This window comes from Dyadobacter sp. CY356, from assembly GCF_021440195.1.
In the GTDB taxonomy this organism is placed as follows: domain Bacteria; phylum Bacteroidota; class Bacteroidia; order Cytophagales; family Spirosomataceae; genus Dyadobacter.
Window position 1 is genome coordinate 516,699 of record NZ_JAJTSZ010000003.1, and the last position, 18,828, is coordinate 535,526.

Consider the following 18,828-nt stretch of genomic DNA (forward strand, 5'->3'; position numbering starts at 1 on the left):
AAGCTTTTTACCAGTTTGTTGAATATGTTGCTATTGATGATTGCAAACACCCTCTCAAAATAAAGATTATTAGCCTTGTCATCAACTGTTTACTCATCTCTATTTAAGGCTGTAACAATTTCAACCGGAGCGATGCTGCTGGCAACGGCTTCTGTTGATCAAAAAGAATCATATTCTGAGGTAGCCGCCGACTGGGCCATACTTTCTGATACGATCGGGGATACCACAAAAAAGAATGTGGATCGCTCGGGAAATCAGTTGATAATGCGCTGGAAAGATTATTATTCCAATAAATTCGCGCAACCGCGGCCACGATCTCCTTTTTATCTGAAAGATCCGGCCAATATTTCAACTTCAATCTTACTGGACAGCAGCGGCAAAATTGCCGTCAGTGAAAATATAACAACTCCGACAGGAAACCTTGATTACCGTGCTCCGGAAACCATGGACCTGGAAACGTACGATAAGGAGTTAGAGGATCGTGCTTTTAAAAGTTTGCTCAGGGAATATTCTTCGCGGCAGGATGGCCAGAGTGCTATGGGCTCACGTGGACTTTTGCCAAAACTAGATGTTCCGCCGGCACTTTCAAAAATATTGGGAGACAAGTTCCTGGATTTCAAACCGACAGGATTTGTGGCACTGGATTTAGGTGTCATGAACCAGTTTATTGACAATCCTGCCCTTCCGATTCGCCAGCGCAGAAATACCAATTTTATTTTCAACGAACAGATCGCTATCAACTTTAATGCGAATTTGGGGGACAGACTTGGGTTTTTGACCAATTTTGATACAAAAGCCAGCTTTAACTTCGAAAATGCATTAAAGCTTAATTATAAAAATCCTGAGGAAAGTTTTCTGAGAAAAGTGGAAGCGGGAAATATTAACTGGGCAATAAACAGCCAGTTGATACCTGGTGTTCAAAACCTTTTTGGTCTAAAAACAGATTTTCAGTTCGGACGTTTGAGTGCCACATTTGTAGCATCACAGCAACGTTCGAGCAAAGAGCGGATTGTATTGCGTGGCGGGGCACAAAGCCGGGACTTTGAAATACGGGTTGATACGTATGATGAAAACCGAAACTTTTTCCTGTCACAATATTTCAGAAGCAAATACGAGGCGGCTTTAAAAAATACACCGCAGATCACTTCCGGTATCACCATTACCCGGATGGAAGTTTATGTAACAAACAGGACTACAACAACCGAATCCCTTCGGAATGTTGTAGGTTTTACGGATTTGGGAGAACCTGCGCCGTATAGGACCACGAATGCAAGTCTTCAACCCATTCGATCCAATCTGCCGGCAGACAATGCAACCAATGGATTGTTTCAGACATTGACCAATAACACCGCTTTCCGCCAGGTTGATAATACTAATTCTGCCATTACCGGTTTGGGTTTTGAAAAAACTGTGGATTACGAATTATTAAGGGGGGCGAAAAAACTTGTTCAGGACAGGGAATATACGTTTCATCCGCAGTTAGGCTTTATTTCCCTAACCACTCCGCTAAGAAACGATGAGGTTTTGGGGGTGGCTTATGAATATACTTTTAACGGAAGATCATATAAAGTTGGGGAGCTTACAGAAGATTATCAGAATCGCAAAGATGACGAAGTAATCGCGTTGAAATTGATCAAATCTTCAACAATCCGTAACAATACGAAATTGCCGATGTGGGATTTGATGATGAAAAACGTCTATACACTTGGGACGAGCTCCATCGATAAAACAGGATTCCAGCTTCGTGTTATTTATAAAGATGACCTTACCGGGATAGATAATCCCAACTTACAGGAAAGTAACCTGGCCAATATTCCGTTGATACGGGTTATGGGCCTTGACCGGTTGAACCCGGTAAATGATTTACAGCCTGATGGGAATTTTGACTTTGTGGATGGTGTGACCATTGACACAAAAACTGGCCGTGTATTTTTCCCGGTTCTCGAACCGTTTGGATCTAACCTGACAGCCCGGATTTCAGAAGAAGCCTATCGTTCAAAATACGTTTTTAATGAGCTGTACCGCACGACGATGATTGATGCGCAGCAGGTGACAACGCGTAATAAATTCTATCTGAAAGGTACTTATCAATCCAGTGGCGGGACGGAAGTTTCTCTGCCTTATGGTGTTTTGGAAACATCGGTAACGGTTACGTCGGGTGGTGTGCCTTTATCAGCTGGTTCAGATTATATTGTTGAAGCGCAAATTGGGCGTGTGCGGATTCTGAACAGCAGTGTGATGAATTCAGGGCGGGAAATTGTCATTGAGTATGAACGTCCGGATATGTTCCAGAATCAAATCAGAACATTGCTGGGAACGCACCTTGACTATGTGGTGAACAGGGATATCACTTTGGGTATGACGGCGATCCGCTATCACGAAAAACCTGCCGGGTTTTTGACACGTGTAGCAATCGGGAATGAGCCGGTGAATAATACCATGCTTGGATTCAGTGTTAATATTCGTAAAAATGTTCCTTTCCTGACGCGATGGCTGGATGCGCTTCCGTTTTTACAAACGAAAGAAATGTCGTCCATTCAGTTCAAAGGTGAGTTTGCCAAATTATTCCCCGGCGTTTCAAAAGAAGTGAATAACCGTTCGCTGATTGATGATTTTGAATCTACAAGAACGATTTACGATCTGGCGCGTCAGCCGCAAAAGTGGAGATTATCCGCAGTGCCCCCGAAATTCCATGAAGGCTTTGATGGTAAATCGCTGAATTACGGGTATAAAAGAGCAAAGATTTCGGCCTATGTAGTTGATAACCTTTTCGGTGGTTCGGCAGGTTTGGGTGGAACTGCGCAGGCTCCAACCAATATTACAGACGCAGATCGCCAGAATTTCTATGAAAGATTATACCTGCCCAAAGATATATTCCCACAAAGATCCGTAGCAGGTTTGATCAATTATCCACAAAATGTGTTGGATATTGCTTACTATCCGGCTGAACGCGGGATGTACAACTATACATCGGAACTGGACGCCAATGGCCGGTTGATCACGCCGAGGGCTAACTTTGGTGGTTTAAGCCGTGCTATTACTTCTGATAATGACTTTGACAATGCCAATATTGAAAGTATTGAATTCTGGATGCTGGATCCTTTTATTACCGATGCGGAAAAAGGTAAGGTAAATGACGGATTTGTAAATAAACCAAACACGACCGGCGGTAAGTTAATATTTAACCTGGGAGACATTTCAGAAGATGTGATTCCTGATGAACGATATAATTTTGAAAATGGATTGCCGATTGTTCCAAAAGTTGTGGGTGACAATGTCGAACAGACAATCTGGGGTCAGGTTACAAAATCTCAGTATCTGATTAATGCGTTCAGCAATGAATCCGGTGCCCGTCAAAAGCAGGATGTTGGTTTGGACGGATTAAGTAATGATGAGGAAAGAACATTTTTTAAGGAATATCTGGATCGTTTGCCAGCGAATTTAACAGCGGAAGCAAAAGCTAAAATACTTGCTGACCCTTCGGGTGATGATTTTAAATATTTCCTTGGAGCTGATCTGGATGCAGCAAATCTGCTGGTTCTTCAGCGTTATAAGGATTACATCGGGATGGAGAACAACTCTCCGGAAAGTGCCGGTAACGCATCTGAAATTACACCGGCTTCCACCAGCATTCCGGATGGAGAAGATATGAACGTTGATAATACCATCAACGATAACGAAGCATACTACGAATATCAAATTGATTTACAGCCAGGACAACTTAAAGTTGGAAATGGTTTTATTGTGGATCAAACAACAACAGACGGGCAGAACTGGTATCTGTTCCGTGTACCGATCAAAGAATTTAGCGGACAGGTAGGGACGATCACCGGTTTTAAATCCATTCGTTTTATGCGGATGTATCTTACCGATTTTCAGCAGCCTGTTGTTTTGCGTTTTGCCCAGCTTCAGATGATCGGGCAGCAGTATCGTAAATATACTTCCAATCTGGACGTAGCCGGATTGCAGGAAGTTCCCGAACCTTACGACGCAAAGTTCACCGTTGGAACCGTGAGTATTGAGGAAAATAGCAGTACATCCAGCAATGGAAAAAAATATGTGTACCAACTTCCTCCGGGCTGGCAGCGTGATCAGGATTTTACACAAAGACCAACTTTGCAGCTCAACGAGCAATCGATGAGTCTGTGTGTGACAGATCTGCGTGATGGGGATTCAAGAGCGGTTTATAAAAACGTAAATCTTGATCTGTTGTTCCGCAAGCGTCTTCGGATGTACATCCACATGCAAAACGATGCAAACGAAAACAGCATGGTGGGCGCATTTATGCGTATCGGAACTGACCTTACCCAAAACTATTATGAAATTGATATCTCGGGATTGACGTCAACCCCCGAAGGTGTGCAAACCAGCGAACAGATCTGGCCGGAGAATAATGAACTGAATATTGCGCTGGCCGATCTGGTACTGGCCAAAACAAATAGAAATAAAACCTTAGGTCGAAATCAGTCCACGCCTTATGTGATGATGACATCGGATGGAAGGTATAAAATCACGGTAGTCGGAAATCCGGATTTAAGTGCTGTGCGGGTGATGATGATAGGGATGCGAAATCCGAAATCGTCAGATGAACGTTCAAAATCATTCTGTATCTGGACGGATGAAATGCACGCCGAAGGTTTTGATGATCGCGGCGGATGGGCGGCTATTGCACAGCTGAATGCAAAACTTGCAGATTTTGCAACGCTAACAGCTTCGGGACATGTTGAGACTTTCGGTTTTGGAAGTGTTCAGCAGAGGATTGGTGAACGTTCAAGAAACCTGACCACGGAATATGGTTTTTCATCCAATATTGCCGTCGATAAATTGTTGCCGCAACAGTGGGGTTTCAGTATTCCGTTATTTGTCAGTTATGACCGGCGAAATATCAAGCCGCATTTCGATCCGCTCGACCCTGACGTAGCTTTATCAACCACCCTTGCCAATTTGCAATCTGATGAAGAGCGGGACGGATACCGGCGACTCGTCGAGGAAAATGAAGTCCGGCGAGGGATAAACTTCTCCAACGTCAGAAAAATAAAAACAAAACCCGGTGTCAAAAACCACTTTTATGATTTTGAAAACTTTTCCTTTAACTACGCTTTCAGTGACGATTTACGAAGGAATATTCTGACACAGGAATATAACCAGCGCGCATACAAAGGAGGAATTAATTATATATTCAGTAGTCAGCCAAAACCGTTTGAGCCTTTCAAAAAAATGAAAGCAACAAACCGTTATGCAGAATTTGTCAGGGATTTCAATCTGACATTATTACCAAACATGGTTGCTGTACGGGCGGATGTTGACCGTCGTTTTGCCAGAACACAACTTCGCAATTCCGACCTGACCACGGATGGGCAAGTGCCGATGTTTGAAAAGTATTTCTGGTTCAACCGGTATTATGATTTTGGCTGGAACCTGACCAAGAACATGACTTTGTTATACAACGCTTCGGCAAATTCGATTATCGATGAGCCGATGGGAGATCTTAACACGTCGCAAAAGAAAGATTCGCTATGGCGTAATTTCATGAAGCTGGGACGGATCAAAAATTTTAACCAGGATATTAAACTGACCTACCGTTTGCCTCTGGATAAAATACCGCTCCTCGACTGGATGACGGCGGATTATTCGCATCGGGTAAAGTTTAATTATCAGGCGAATGCACTGGGTTTGGTTGACGCAGACAGTCTTCCTTTTGGCGATATTATCAGGAATGAAAGAGAAAGAGGGATTTCCGGTAAAGTGGATTTTGTAATGCTTTATAACAAACTGCGTTATCTGAAATTTGCCAATACCCCTTCTGCACAGAAAAAGAATTTCGCCAGAAGTCCGGGTGATATTGAAGATATTGATATGCGGTCAACCGATCTTTTGAAAAATATTACCCGTGTTTTGATGACGGTTCGTGGTATCAATGTGAGTTATTCGGTTTCGGAAAGCACCGCGCTTCCCGGATATTTGAGAGCTCCGAAACATTTTGGTCTTGATAATGCCAACGCGCCGGGTCTGGGTTTTGTGTTAGGACAACAAGACCGTAATTTCCAGACAAAGGCTGGGCAAAAAGGCTGGATCACGGCGAGTAAAGAACAAAACCAACCGTTCCAGCAAACCATTGCCAAAAACTTTGCGGCCAACACATCCCTTGAACCTTTCAAGGATTTCAGGATGCAGATCGAAGTCAGGCTAACGCGCCAGGATGCTTACCAGGAGTTTTACCGTCCGGATTCCACAGGGAATTACGCCCATGAAAGTCCATTAAGAAATGGCCAGTTCAGTATGTCATTCATGTCGTTCAGAACGGCATTTGCTAAAATACGGAAGGATAATTCATCACCAGTTTTTGATAAATTTGTTGGTTATCGCGCCATACTTCGTGATCGTCTGAACAGTGAAAATAACAGTGGGGGAGAATACAATGAAAACTCTCAGGATGTTCTGATCTCGTCATTCTTTGCTGCTTATACCGGAAAAGATCCTAAAACTGTCCGCACCAATCCATTCCTGAAATTCCCGATGCCAAACTGGGATATCAACTATGACGGATTATCCAGACTGCCCGGATTTAAGAAAATTTTCAGCAGTTTCAGTATGAAGCATAAGTATGTATCAACTTACAGTGTTGGTAACTTTACTTCAAATCTTGATTACTCCGCATTGTATGTGAACCTTGCGGTGACCGGTTATCCATTATCATCCAAGACAAATTATCTTGGACAATATGTGCCGGTTTTCTCGATGAGCACAATTACACTGTCGGAAAAATTTGCACCTCTGATCGGGGTCACTTTCAGGACGCAAAGCCGGATCACAGGAAGTATTGATTATAACCGCGACCGAACAGTTGCCCTCAATCTTTCCAACTCGCAGGTTGCTGAATTATTTAATCAGGATGTGACAGTTAACATTGGTTTCACCAAAAACAATGTACCGCTTCCATTCAAAATTAATGGCGTCAAGAAAAAACTGAAAAACGATATGACGATGCAGCTTGGATTGACTTTCCGGGATACGCGTTCTATTCAGCGGAAGTTTGACGGAGAAAATATACCAATCGCGGGTAACATAAATTTCCAGCTGCATCCTACGGTTAATTATGTTGTCAATAACCGTTTAAGCTGCCAGTTTTATTTTGACAGAACATTTAATGATCCGCTGGTATCCAATTCTTTCTATCGGGCCAGTACTTCGGGTGGTGTTCAGTTGAAGTTCAATTTGGCAGAATAAAACTTCGATTTGGAAAAGACATTCTACATCGTGTAATTTGCGCTTGAATACGATTCAAAACTTACTCTAAATATATCATGGAATTCCCTTCAGAACTAAAGTACACAGAAGATCACGAATGGATCCGTATTGAAGGTGATACGGCTTTTATCGGAATTACAGATCATGCCCAGAAAGAATTGGGTGATATCGTGTATGTAGACATTAATACAGTTGGGGATTCGCTCGGAAAAGGTGAAGTCTTTGGCTCGGTAGAGGCTGTGAAAACGGTTTCTGATTTATTCCTTCCGATTGCCGGAACGGTTACAGAAGTAAACGACGAATTGGATGCTGAACCGGAATTGGTAAATTCTGATCCTTATGGAAGAGGATGGATGGTAAAGGTAACACTTACCAATCCGGAGGATACGGAAGGTTTGCTTTCTGCCGAAGATTACAAACAATTTATTGGAGAATAATGAAAGCATTAAAGCTCCGAAGGGAGCTTTTTTTTTGCTTATTGAAAAAAGGATTTTAATAGAGGTGAATCATCGCATTGTCATCAATCAATGGTGATAAAAATAAATTCGCTTATTGCGGTCACAACAATTTATGAAAGTATTAATTCGATCGGTTCGAATCATTGATAAAAAATCATCTTTCCATGATCAGGTCAGAGATATACTGATCGTGGATGGGAAAATAGCACAGATAGGAGAGAACTTATCTGCGGAAGGAGCAGAAATAAAAGAAGGGAATGGATTGTGTGTTTCCACAGGTTGGATTGATATGCGTGTAGCTTCCCGTGACCCTGGGTTTGAACACAAGGAAGATCTGGTATCTGTTCGGGAAACTGCCGCACGTGGCGGGTTCACAGAAATTGTTTTATTACCAAATACGCAGCCAGTTGTTGATAGTAAAGACACGCTGAATTATATCCGCCAGTCGGGATTCGGAAGTCTGGTGAAATTACATGTTGCCGGGGCTGTTACCAAAAAAACGGCGGGTGTTGATTTTACTGAAATGATTGATCTGCATACAGCGGGTGCTATTGCTTTTACGGATGGAGAACATCCGGTTCAGAATGCCGACCTTTTTCTTAAAACGATCCTTTACCTGCAACCGCTTAATGCATTGCTGATGAATCGTCCGGAAGATACGCAGCTAACCATTTTCGGTCAGATGCACGAAGGCATGACAAGTACCTTGAACGGGATGAAAGGAATGCCCTCGCTTGCAGAGGAAATGATGCTGAACCGTGATTTGAAATTACTGGAATATGCCCTGGATAAATCGACATTGGAATTAACGGGTCAGCCTATGCTGCACATTTCGCTTGTTTCTACAAAAGAAGCGGTGGATCTGATTCGTAAGGCAAAAGAAAAAGGACTGCCGGTATCTTGTGATGTGGCTGCCCATCAGCTTGCTTTTGAGGATAAGGATTTAATTGATTTTGATACCAATTTAAAAGTAAATCCGCCATTCCGCGGCCCGTCAGATCACGCTGCGATTCGCGTAGGTCTGCTTGACGGAACAATTGACGCCATCGTTTCGGATCACAATCCGCATGATGAAGAAAGTAAAAACCTTGAATTTGATCACGCTGATTTTGGTATTACAGGGTTGGAAACAGTGTTTTCGCTTGCCAAAATGTACAGTGGATTAAGGGATGAAGACATTGTTGAGAAACTGACATCAAAGCCAAGACATATATTAAGGCTTGAAGAAATAAATATAGCAGAAGGTTCTGTTGCCAATCTGACATTTTTCGAACCGGAAACAGACTGGACATTCAGCAAAACATATTCAAAATCTAAAAATACCCCATTCCTGGGACAAACGTTAAAGGGTGCCATTCGTGGTGTTTTTAACAATAACCGCCTGGAGTGGTTTTAAAATTCATATTGAATGACAGGTTGACAAATCAGACGACTGGTTTGGCGGCCTGTCATTCTATCATTATTTATCATGAAATCAATCTTAGAATATTTTAATAAACCTCTTTTAAAAGTGTCAATGGTTTTCGGTTTGATAACCGGACTATTGGCTTTTGCTTTTTTTCTTGGACTTTACGCCATTGGTATCGTGCCGCTTGGAAATAATAAAGTGATGGATATGGGTATCCATGTCATTATGATTGCTGGAGTCTGCTGGTATTATCGAAAAAAAATAGGCAACGGTTATCTGCATTTATGGGAAGCTTTGACATTGGGATATGTGGTAAATACCGTAGCAGCATTTATCAACGGATGGCTTATTTATCTGTTTATAACTTACGTTGATCCGTCTGTTTTTACAAATTATCTTGCGGAAATGGGTACACTTTTGGAGCAGGGGAGAGAGGATCTTGTTAAGAATATTGGAAACGCAGAATATCTGAAAATGTTCGCCAGTATACAAGCCATGGAACCTTCTGAAATCATTACAGATGAGATCAGTAAAAAAACGGTAATGGCAATTATTCCAATTTTGATTATATCACTTATTTTCAGAAAACAGGATTATGGAGTATTTCATAATAAACCCTAAATTTACCCTGGTCTTAATCAACTAACACACAAATCCTCCGACAAATAACATGGAAGAAAAAGCATCTACCGCCCGTACAGCACTCAAATATGGAATCCTGACTTCCGTTGCCATTATGGTTTTTACCACAATTTTAAATGTTTCAGGTCAATCGCAAAACAAATGGCTGGCCATGTTATCCTATGTGATCATGATTGTTGGTATTGTGATGGCTATGAAAGAATTTCGGGAGACGAATAAAGGTTTCATGACCTATGGAGAAGGGTTAGGTTTAGGAAGTCTGGTTTCCGGTATTTTGGGTTTTTTTGCATCCATGTTTGCAATGGTCTACATCAAATTTATTGATCCGACGATTATGACTCAAACATTGGACAAAGCAAGAGCCGATATGGAAGCTCAGGGTCTGGATGATGCTCAGATAGACAGGTTTATGGAAGCTTCGCAGAAGTTCAGCTCTCCTGGATTTATGTTTGGAGCAGGGGTTTTTGGTTATTTGTTTATGGGATTTATTTTTTCACTGATTATCGCTGCGATTATCCGTCGTGAAAAACCGGTTTTTGAATAAGTTGATAATTAGTTTTCAGAAGTTTTTAAATTCAGATCGTTTAAAATATCATTTATAGAAGTCCGTTGTTCAGCATGATCTGATACAGCGGTATTTTTACAATTTAGCTATAAAGTGTTTACAATTTTTCAAAAGGAGATAGGCAGTTTTTTTAATTCGCTCGTGGCCTATATGGTTATGGCGGTATTTCTTGTTGCTGTCGGGCTGATTGTATGGGTTTTCCCTGATTCAAACGTACTTGATTACGGGTATGCGGATCTTGGGTCCTTTTTCAGTCTTGCGCCCTATGTATTGCTTTTTCTGATACCTGCAATCACAATGCGCTCACTGGCAGAGGAAAGTCGTACTGGAACACTTGAATTATTACTTACCAAACCAATACGTAACTGGGAATTAATTCTTGGCAAGTTCTTTGCGAACTGGGTCCTTGTACTTTTAACCATTTTGCCTACACTTCTTTATTATTTCAGTATTTACAAACTGGGCAATCCGGTTGGTAATATTGATTCCGCCGCTGTTTTTGGCTCTTACATCGGACTTTTCCTTTTCAGCGGTGTTCTGGTGTCAATGGGGATCTGGGCTTCGTCGCTGAATGAAAATCAGATCATCGCATTTATTGTCGGCGTTTTTCTGGCATTCATCTGGTATATAGGATTTGGATCAGTTTCTGCCCTGCTGGAAAGCGGATTTTTGGCGGAAATTTTCAGCTGGACAGCGCTTGATGAGCAATATCGTTCATTGGGTAAAGGCCTGATAGATTCCCGCAACGTTATTTATCTGATCAGTTTGATGGTGTTTTTCCTCTACCTGACTTACTCGCGCGTAGAAGCACTCAGGAGATAATTTTGAGGTTCGTTTTCTATGTATAAACGTTTATAGACTGACCGACTGTTAAGAATTGTTAACAATACATTACGGCTTGTAATGAAATCTGGTCCAGTTGTCTCCTTTGTCATATAATTCGTCTCTTCCCCCGTTATTTTTAACATTTGTTTATTCTTAAATGCTGCAATTGATCTAATAATCTGCTTTGCACGTATATAAAGAAAACACACTAGGATGAACAACGTAACAAGCCTTATGGTAAGGGCTCCGTCTTTTATCATAAGTACTATTTCAAATAGTGGTTCTGGAAATGTAATATTATACATACCGCATAACCAGTTCTTGGGAAATTTTATTAGCTTGCCAATAAGAAATGTAAAATTAAATGTTAAGCGACTCTTGGCGACTAGCAAAGTAAAATATTCGGAAGAAGAACTTGTGGTTGCGCTCAAAAGGAATGAGCGTGCTGCTTTCGAATTCCTGTACGATCACTATTCTGGGGCACTGTTTAATATCATATGTAAGACATTGCGTGATGAAGAGCGGGCAGCAGATGTAATGCAGGAATCATTTTTAAAGATCTGGAAAAACATTGCCTCGTACAATCCGGAAAAGGGTAGACTGTTTACATGGATTTTGAATATTGCCCGTAATGGTGCTATTGATGCCGCCCGGGTGGAAGGCAGAAAACCCGTCATGGATGATATTGAGAACCGTTCAGTTCAAAATGAACCAGATGTAAGTGGAGAATTGAGTACCACGAGTTCGGAGATTAAATCAATCGTTAATATGCTTCGGCCTGAGCGGAAGATCCTTATTGATATGGCTTATTTTCAAGGCTATACCCATGAAGAAATTTCCGAAGAATTGCAGATTCCGCTGGGTACAGTGAAATCAAGGATCCGGACAGCATTACAAGAGTTAAAACAATACTTTGCAGTATGAATATCCAAGCCTACATAGAGTCCGGTATATTAGAGGAATATGTATTGGGCACCGTTTCTCCGCAGGAGAAGCAGGAAGTGGAGTGCATGTCTCACATTTATCCTGAGATAAAAGAGGAACTGATGCGTACAGAGAGTGCTTTGGAACAATATGCACTCAAATACCAGACGCCTCCACCCGCTTCGTTGAAAGAAACGCTTTTTGCTCAGATGAATTTCGATGAGGTTATAAAACCTGAATCGGCAGAACAAGCCTTTACTGATGTATCGGCACTGGAAGAAGCTGATAGAGAAAATACGATTAAAATTCTACCGGTTACCGAACAGATCCGGGCGGAAGAACCGGTAGCAGATACTAACGTTTTTACAAATGAATCAAACACTGGCGGTACTGTAATTTATCCTGCCTGGGCGAAATTTGCAGTGGCAGCTTCCATTTTATTTGCAGCACTTTTCGGGTGGTCTTCGATGAAAACGTCGGATTTGAAGAAGCAAAATGAAGCGTTGGTGGCCAGTACAGATGCCATGAAATCTGACCTGGATGTACTTAAAAAAGATGCAGAATATAACCAGACGTTAGCTGGTCTTTATAGGAATCCGAGTTATAAAGTAGTAAAGATGGCAGGCTTGCCAAAATCTCCTGAAAGTTCGGTTTCTGCAATTTGGGATACGAAAACAAATGAAGTGTTGCTGGACGTGCAAAATCTGCCTTCAGCACCGCAAGGAAAACAATATCAGCTCTGGACTATTGTAGATGGGAAACCAGTAGATATGGGAGTTCTGGATCAGGAGTTTAGTAAAAAACTTTTGAAAATGAAACAGGCAAATCCATCCGCCGTTGCCTTTGCGATCACGTTGGAAAAGACAGGAGGAAGCCCAAGCCCGACTATGGAAGATATGTTTGTTATGGGTAAGGTTTAAAACATAAAACCAAAATCTGCTCTTTAAAATAAAACGTCCGCATTGAAAGGCAACTTTTCATGCGGACGTTTTATTTTAAACTGATGAATTATTTATACATCAAAGATATCTTTTACTAAAACTTCAAAACCCTCAACCACTTCTGATGTTAAAATCTCTGATTCGGTAAAGGGTTTTAAACCTATAAATCTGCCTTCTTCGTTTAATTTGTAAACCAATACTATGTGATGATCTGGCTCAACAAGCCAATATTCTTTAACTCCGTTTTCTTCATAAATCTCAAACTTCTCCTTCATTTCTTTATCCGTGTTACCAGGTGATAACACTTCAACAACAAGATCAGGAGCTCCAAGGCAACCTTTTAAATCGATTTTGTCAGGATTACAAACCACGCATATATCGGGTTGAACAACCGTGTATATTTTACTGGAATCTGTTTTTCTCAAAGGTGTCAACCTTACATCGAACGGAGAAATAAATACTTTACAAGAATTACGATATAGATGATTACTCAGGCGACGATAAATCTCGCCGACAAAGAGTTGATGCCTGGTCGCAGGAGCAGGGGACATCCTGAATATTTTGCCTTTAATAAGCTCAATTCTCTCGTTGATCTGCCATTGCAAGTAATCAGCATAACTGTAAGTTGCATTTGGATCTAATTGATCGATACTCGTGATATCCATAATTTAATCATTTGGAGCATAACAAAGATAAGGAATTTAAATTGACAGCCCGGATTCATGTTAGTATACCAGATTGCAAACAAAAAGCGGCAGGAAAGTTAATTTCTGTCGCTTTTTATTAATTATTATAGTTATTTTCTACTTTCCTCCCTTCGCCTGTTTTAGTGCCTGGGTAGTTGTATAATATTTCGAAATCATGTTAGGAACTTCCCATTCCGGTAATTTACCGGCTTTCAAATATTCCATGTATTTCTTGGCAACCTGAGCGAAATGGGACTCGTGACCTGTATCGTATTTTGCAGGAATACTGATTTCCCAGCCTTTGGTGTTTTTTTTCAGTTCAATGCCCGGGAATTTATCCTGAACAGTTTTAAAACTTTTTGTCAAAGCTTCTTCATAATCTTTGTCCTTACTTACCTGCTCGATAAACAGAACCGGTTTGTATTTCTGCTCTTTTCCCTGGCGAACAATGAGATTGGCTTTGGAGCCTTTCATGATCGAATAATGTGTATCACCCGTTCCTTCCGGAGCCTGGAATTTCCACAAAACCGATACCTTTGCATGAACGCCTTTCAACGTATAATTGATCTCTCCGTTGGAATAAACATTGAGCGTACTGTCTTTAATATCTTTTTTAAGAAATTCAGGATAAGTATCACTTTTGGTTACAAGTTTGAATTGTGACGGCGTAAGCTGCGTAGCAGACCTTTTTGTAGAAAGCAGTTTTATATCCTTTTGATAGTCCAAAACAACATTTGGAAAACAGCTCCATTGAACCAGGTCAACCAAATGCGTTGTCACATCCACCATACCCTCGCCTTGCTGATTTACATCAAAAAACCAGGTCGGGCGCACCAATGGTTCGCCGGAAACATATTTAAAAAAGTGGTGAACACTTTCTTTTGCAACAGCCGGATCTGAGGGCGTTCCCTTTTGCAATTCACCGAAAATATCAGGAAGTTCGGCCAATTCACGTTGAAGTGTATTGGTGATTTCATAACGCTCGGTCATGATATCATAGAGCAAAACTTTATTTTTTTCAGCACTTGTAAATGCTTCTTTTAACAAATCAAAACCAGCTGCGTCAATAGCCATCGGCTTGTCAGCGAAAACGTTCAAGCCGGCATCAACTGATTTTTTTATGAAATCTGTTTTTTTCTGATTGTTTCCTGCCAAAACAACAACATTGCCTTTCTTTTCAGACAGCATTTTTTCAAGAAAATCCGGCCCGGTATAAACTTTCTCTTCCCACTTGGTCGGATCTTCTGCGCGGGTATTGTATTTTTCAACTTTATCCAGATAAGCTTTTACATCAGGTCCTTCTGATGCATACACATGTACCAGTGGGTTAACATCAGCGTACATTGATTTTTGAACCAGAGCAGCATGAAAATGTCCGGGTTCAACAACGATCAGACTAAGTGATTTTTCTTCTTTTTGTTCCGTTTTTTCTTCTTTTTTGGTCGTGCATCCCTGATTCAATGCTATAATACCTGTTAAAGCGATTGTCAAAAGTTTTCCCTTCATGTAATCTTAAGTGGCAGTGGAAAGTTTAAATAATGATTCCGGCAAATGATATCCTGAAAATGTGTGCCATATTTATTTATAAGACGAAGTTTCTGTCAATCTCCCCGCACTGTCTTTATCAATAAATAAAATCGCCCCGGGGTGGTTACGAAGAATGGTTGATGGAAAAGCCTCGCTTATTTCATCTTCAATCGTATGCTGAATCGCCTCTGCCTTTTTCACACCCGGAACAATCGCATAAGCATATTTTGCTTTTAATAAATACGGAATGGTAATCGTCAGTGCACATTGCGGTACTTCGTCAAAAGAATTAAAACAGGCATCATTAACCTGTTGCTGGCGGCATGCTTCGTCCAGACTCACTTTTTTTACAATTAAAGGGTCATCAAAAAATGCAACATGCGGATCGTTGAATGCCAGATGACAATTTTCTCCAATACCCAGACAAACAATATCCGTCGGGAAATCGGTAAGTAATTTTGAGTAACGTTCACATTCTGCTTTTATATCGGCAGCATTTCCGTTGAGGTAATGAATGGAATGAAGTGGTATTTTATCAAAAAGTCTGACCTTCAGGAAGTGACCGAAATTTTGTGATGCGTCAGCAGGAAGTCCAACATACTCATCCATGTGAAAAGCGTTAATCCGTTCCCATGCAATGTCTTTTTCTTCTGATAAAACGGCCAGGAATTCGTTTTGAGAAGGTGCAGAAGCAAAAATGATATTTACGAATTCTTTTATTTTTAACAATTCGCGGATTTTTGCAGCTACTGTTTCGGCCGCTTTTGCACCCATTTCCTGTCTCGTATCAAATATCTTTACTTCTAAATTTCCGGCTTTCATTTTGTTATAAGTTTTTTAAACGCAGAGTAAGGGAGTTTGCTCGCGGAGTTACAAAGCATTATTTTTAAAATTTCAAAACAGTGAACGCAGCGTCAGAACTTATCTAACTCTGTGTTTAATAAGTCGTGTATCACTCGACCACCAATTATCGTTTTTTCAACATTGATATTTTCATCAAAAATCACAACATCCGCATCTTTTCCTGCAATAAGAGAGCCTTTTTTGTCGTGAACATTCATGATTCGTGCTGGTGTGACAGTGATCATTTTGACAGCATCCAATAAAGAAACATCCGCCATATTGATCATATTTCTGACGAGCCTGTCGGCCGTAGCGACACTGCCTGCAAAGGAAGAACGGTCAGGTAACTTGGCCACACCATCTTCAACAATTACTTTTAAACCGGTTTTTAAAGGTCCTAAAATGCTGTCACCTTCCGGCATTCCGGCAGCGCGCATCGCATCTGTGATCAATGCAATCCGGTCCGGACCTTTTATTTTCATGATTAATTTTAATAACGGAGCCGGAAGATGAATTCCATCGGCTATAATTTCCACGTCCATAGCATCAATAATAAATGCACTTTCAATAACACCGGCATAACGGAAAGCATTTTTTCTTGTTACGCCCGACATGCCGGAATACAAATGTGTGGCCAGTGTATACCCGTTTTCAAATCCTTCCAGCACTTCTTCATAGATAGCATCGGTATGGGCAAGAGCAGCAAGAACTCCTTTTGATTTTAAATATCTGGCAAATTCGATAGCTCCTTTTAATTCTGGCGCGGCGCTCCATCTTGTGATGGAAGAGGAATGCGCGAGTACTTCTTTATATTCTTCCGGATCAGGATCCCGGATGTAACGCGGATCCTGAGCGCCTCGTTGCGCCATGGCAAAGTATGGACCTTCGAGATGCATACCTAGAAACTGAGCTCCTTTTTTATTATTTTTTTTAGCTATTTCGTAGAGATCCAACGTTTTTAATAAGTCTTCTTTCTCGCTGGTTAGTGTTGTCGGAACCATGGAAGTTGTGCCATATCTGGCGTGGGTTTCTGCAATGGTCAAAAAAGCTTCCTCTGTTCCATCCATGAAATCTGAACCGCCGCCACCGTGAATGTGGAGATCAATGAAACCGGGAGCTATATATTTTCCGTGTGCATCAATTTCTATGGCCTCGCTAACTTCAATATTCTTTTCACTCACTTCCCGGATAATACCATTTTCAATAATCACACATCCGCCATGAATGATGCGGTGAGGAGTCAGTATTTTTCCGTTGAATATTTTGTTAATGGTCATTATTTGTGTTTTTTTATTTCTATTTGGATGATCGTATCCTGCGCAGGGTTGCATATTCAAATTAATCAAACCGCCCATTTTCTAATTTTATGCCCCTTCACTGCATAAAAAACCAGATAGAGATAACAAGGAAACAAAACCCAGTAAGCAATTCTGACATTATATAAATCTGCAAAATAGCCATAGAAAAGTGGCATAATCGCATTTCCGCATAACCCCATGATCATCACAGACGCACCAAGTTTTGTAAAGCGGCCCAAATTATCCAATGCCAAAGGCCAGATCCCCGCCCATACCAAAGAATTGGCCAGTCCCAAAAGCACCACAAACCAGATTGAAATATCCGTAGAATGACCCAGGAAATTAATTTGCCCGTGCGTGAAAATGATCAGTAAAGTGAAAATGGTTCCTAAAAGTGTACAGATCCGCAACGCATTTACCTGACTGATAAGTTTTGGTATCAAGGAAATCCCGATAAGATAACCGCAGATTGTGCAGAATAAGGTATACGACGGAAATACTTTGGCTTCCAATAAATTTATTCCCATCGAATTGGCATATCCGATAATTGTATCAATGGCAATTACCTGTGTTCCAACATGCAGGAAAATGGCCAGGGCACCTAAAACCAGATGAGGAAAATGAAAAATGCTTGTTTTTCCTGCATTTGATTTGGCTATTTCTTCACTTTCGTGTTCAGTATCAATATCAGGTAGGGGAGATTTATAAACCAGGAAACCTAATATGAAAAGAAAGCTTCCAAGACCAATATATGGATTAATTACCCGGCGGATCAATTCATCCAACGCACCACTTCTTTCAACATCTGTCATAGAACTGAGCTGAGAAAAAAGGGCTGTATCGGTCGGGCGAAGGATGACGGCTGCAAAAATGATCGGAGATAGTATCCCAGCTGCTTTATTACAAATTCCTATCACGCTGATTCGCTGGGCAGCGCGTTCTTTCGGACCCAAAATGGTGATATATGGATTTGCTGCGGTTTGTAAAATCGCGAGGCCGATACCAATTGTAAACAAACCAAGCAGAAAAATTTCATAAGTCCGTGACATAGCCGCCGGGACGAAAATGAAAGCACCTGACGCCATACACCAGAAACCGATCATCATTCCTTTCTTAAAACCAACCGCTCTCAGTAAATAGGATGCTGGAACTGACATCACGAAATAGGCGATATAAAAAGCAAACGCCACTAGATAAGCCTGAAAACTCGTGAGTTCACAAGCAATTTTGAAATATGGGATCAGGATAGAATTAACCCATGAAACAAACCCGAAAATGAAAAACATCAAACCGATTATCAAAATCGAAATGGTGGTATCCCGCTTGCTGAGTTGACTTGCCTGAATGGGAACGGTTTGAGAACTCATTAATCTTCTGGTTGAGATTTGAAAGTGTTGCTGATTTTAATACTTGGCAGATTATGAGGTTTGTAATTTTTTGACTAAAATAGGTGGAATCATTTC

13 protein-coding genes are annotated in these 18,828 nt (G+C 41.0%); 8 read left to right on the forward strand and 5 right to left on the reverse strand.

The genetic code is table 11. From position 1 onward, the window contains the following. The first annotated feature begins 75 nt into the window (after positions 1 to 75). From sprA to LXL81_RS14100, 8 genes are all read left to right on the forward strand, one after another. Positions 76 to 7,227 carry a cell surface protein SprA gene (gene sprA, locus LXL81_RS14065; protein WP_234647422.1) on the forward strand — a complete coding sequence of 2,384 codons (7,152 nt, stop codon included), beginning with the start codon at positions 76 to 78 and terminating at the stop codon, positions 7,225 to 7,227. 77 nt (positions 7,228 to 7,304) lie between these two features. Then, positions 7,305 to 7,685, forward strand: a complete 381-nt coding sequence (gene gcvH / locus LXL81_RS14070; RefSeq protein ID WP_234647423.1) for a glycine cleavage system protein GcvH — start codon at positions 7,305 to 7,307, stop codon at positions 7,683 to 7,685. Between the two features lie 133 nt (positions 7,686 to 7,818). Beyond that, on the forward strand, positions 7,819 to 9,102 hold the full coding sequence (locus tag LXL81_RS14075; RefSeq protein WP_234647424.1) for a dihydroorotase family protein: 1,284 nt from the start codon (positions 7,819 to 7,821) through the stop codon (positions 9,100 to 9,102). 72 nt (positions 9,103 to 9,174) lie between these two features. After that, positions 9,175 to 9,735, forward strand: a complete 561-nt coding sequence (locus tag LXL81_RS14080; protein ID WP_234647425.1) for a DUF4199 domain-containing protein — start codon at positions 9,175 to 9,177, stop codon at positions 9,733 to 9,735. A gap of 49 nt (positions 9,736 to 9,784) precedes the next feature. After that, positions 9,785 to 10,300: a DUF4199 domain-containing protein gene (locus LXL81_RS14085; RefSeq protein WP_234647426.1), complete on the forward strand. Its 516-nt coding sequence runs from the start codon at positions 9,785 to 9,787 to the stop codon at positions 10,298 to 10,300. Between the two features lie 114 nt (positions 10,301 to 10,414). Beyond that, a complete protein-coding gene (gene gldF / locus LXL81_RS14090) occupies positions 10,415 to 11,143 on the forward strand; it encodes a gliding motility-associated ABC transporter permease subunit GldF (protein ID WP_234647427.1) in 729 nt (242 codons plus the stop codon). A gap of 381 nt (positions 11,144 to 11,524) precedes the next feature. Next, positions 11,525 to 12,070 (forward strand): RNA polymerase sigma factor, encoded by a 546-nt coding sequence (locus tag LXL81_RS14095; RefSeq protein ID WP_234647428.1) that lies wholly within the window; start codon positions 11,525 to 11,527, stop codon positions 12,068 to 12,070. Further along, positions 12,067 to 12,990, forward strand: coding sequence for an anti-sigma factor domain-containing protein (locus LXL81_RS14100; RefSeq protein WP_234647429.1), 924 nt, complete (start codon positions 12,067 to 12,069; stop codon positions 12,988 to 12,990). Before LXL81_RS14095 ends, LXL81_RS14100 begins: the two co-directional genes overlap by 4 nt. Before the next feature lie 92 nt (positions 12,991 to 13,082). Here LXL81_RS14100 and LXL81_RS14105 read toward each other — a convergent pair whose 3' ends face one another. The 5 genes from LXL81_RS14105 to LXL81_RS14125 form a co-directional block, all read right to left on the reverse strand. Continuing rightward, a complete protein-coding gene (locus tag LXL81_RS14105) occupies positions 13,083 to 13,676 on the reverse strand; it encodes a Uma2 family endonuclease (RefSeq protein WP_234647430.1) in 594 nt (197 codons plus the stop codon). 138 nt (positions 13,677 to 13,814) lie between these two features. Then, positions 13,815 to 15,203 carry a putative oxidoreductase C-terminal domain-containing protein gene (locus LXL81_RS14110; RefSeq protein ID WP_234647431.1) on the reverse strand — a complete coding sequence of 463 codons (1,389 nt, stop codon included), beginning with the start codon at positions 15,201 to 15,203 and terminating at the stop codon, positions 13,815 to 13,817. Between the two features lie 72 nt (positions 15,204 to 15,275). Next, a complete protein-coding gene (locus tag LXL81_RS14115; RefSeq protein ID WP_234647432.1) occupies positions 15,276 to 16,046 on the reverse strand; it encodes a glucosamine-6-phosphate deaminase in 771 nt (256 codons plus the stop codon). Positions 16,047 to 16,138: 92 nt separating this feature from the next. Beyond that, on the reverse strand, positions 16,139 to 17,344 hold the full coding sequence (gene nagA, locus LXL81_RS14120) for an N-acetylglucosamine-6-phosphate deacetylase (protein ID WP_234647433.1): 1,206 nt from the start codon (positions 17,342 to 17,344) through the stop codon (positions 16,139 to 16,141). 65 nt (positions 17,345 to 17,409) lie between these two features. Then, positions 17,410 to 18,732, reverse strand: a complete 1,323-nt coding sequence (locus tag LXL81_RS14125; RefSeq protein WP_234647434.1) for a sugar MFS transporter — start codon at positions 18,730 to 18,732, stop codon at positions 17,410 to 17,412. Positions 18,733 to 18,828 lie beyond the last annotated feature (96 nt).